Annotated in this window: 1 protein-coding gene; it reads right to left on the bottom strand. The window is 41.5% G+C overall.

Annotated elements, in window-relative coordinates; all coding sequences use genetic code 11:
- The coding region (locus HMPREF2886_RS32710) for an ATP-binding protein (protein WP_168172010.1) at positions 1 to 236 on the bottom strand (236 nt) is incomplete at both ends.

Here is a 236-nt window from a genome sequence, read left to right as displayed (position 1 = left end):
CAACCGTGATAGAGTCACCGGTATGGATCCCCATCGCATCAAAGTTTTCAATGGAGCAAACGATAATACAGTTATCATTTTTATCGCGCACCACTTCCATTTCATACTCTTTCCAGCCAATTAATGATTCATCAATTAATAGTTCATTGGTCGGTGATAAATCTAAGCCTCGAGTACAAATTTCTTCAAATTCTTCGCGATTATAGGCGATCCCGCCCCCTGTTCCCCCCATAGTA

Origin of the sequence: Pseudomonas sp. HMSC066A08 (assembly GCF_001813025.1) — a bacterium.
GTDB classification, from domain to species: domain Bacteria; phylum Pseudomonadota; class Gammaproteobacteria; order Pseudomonadales; family Pseudomonadaceae; genus Pseudomonas; species Pseudomonas aeruginosa.
The sequence above is the reverse complement of the archived record's forward strand: the minus strand, read 5'-3'. Positions and strand labels throughout refer to the sequence as shown.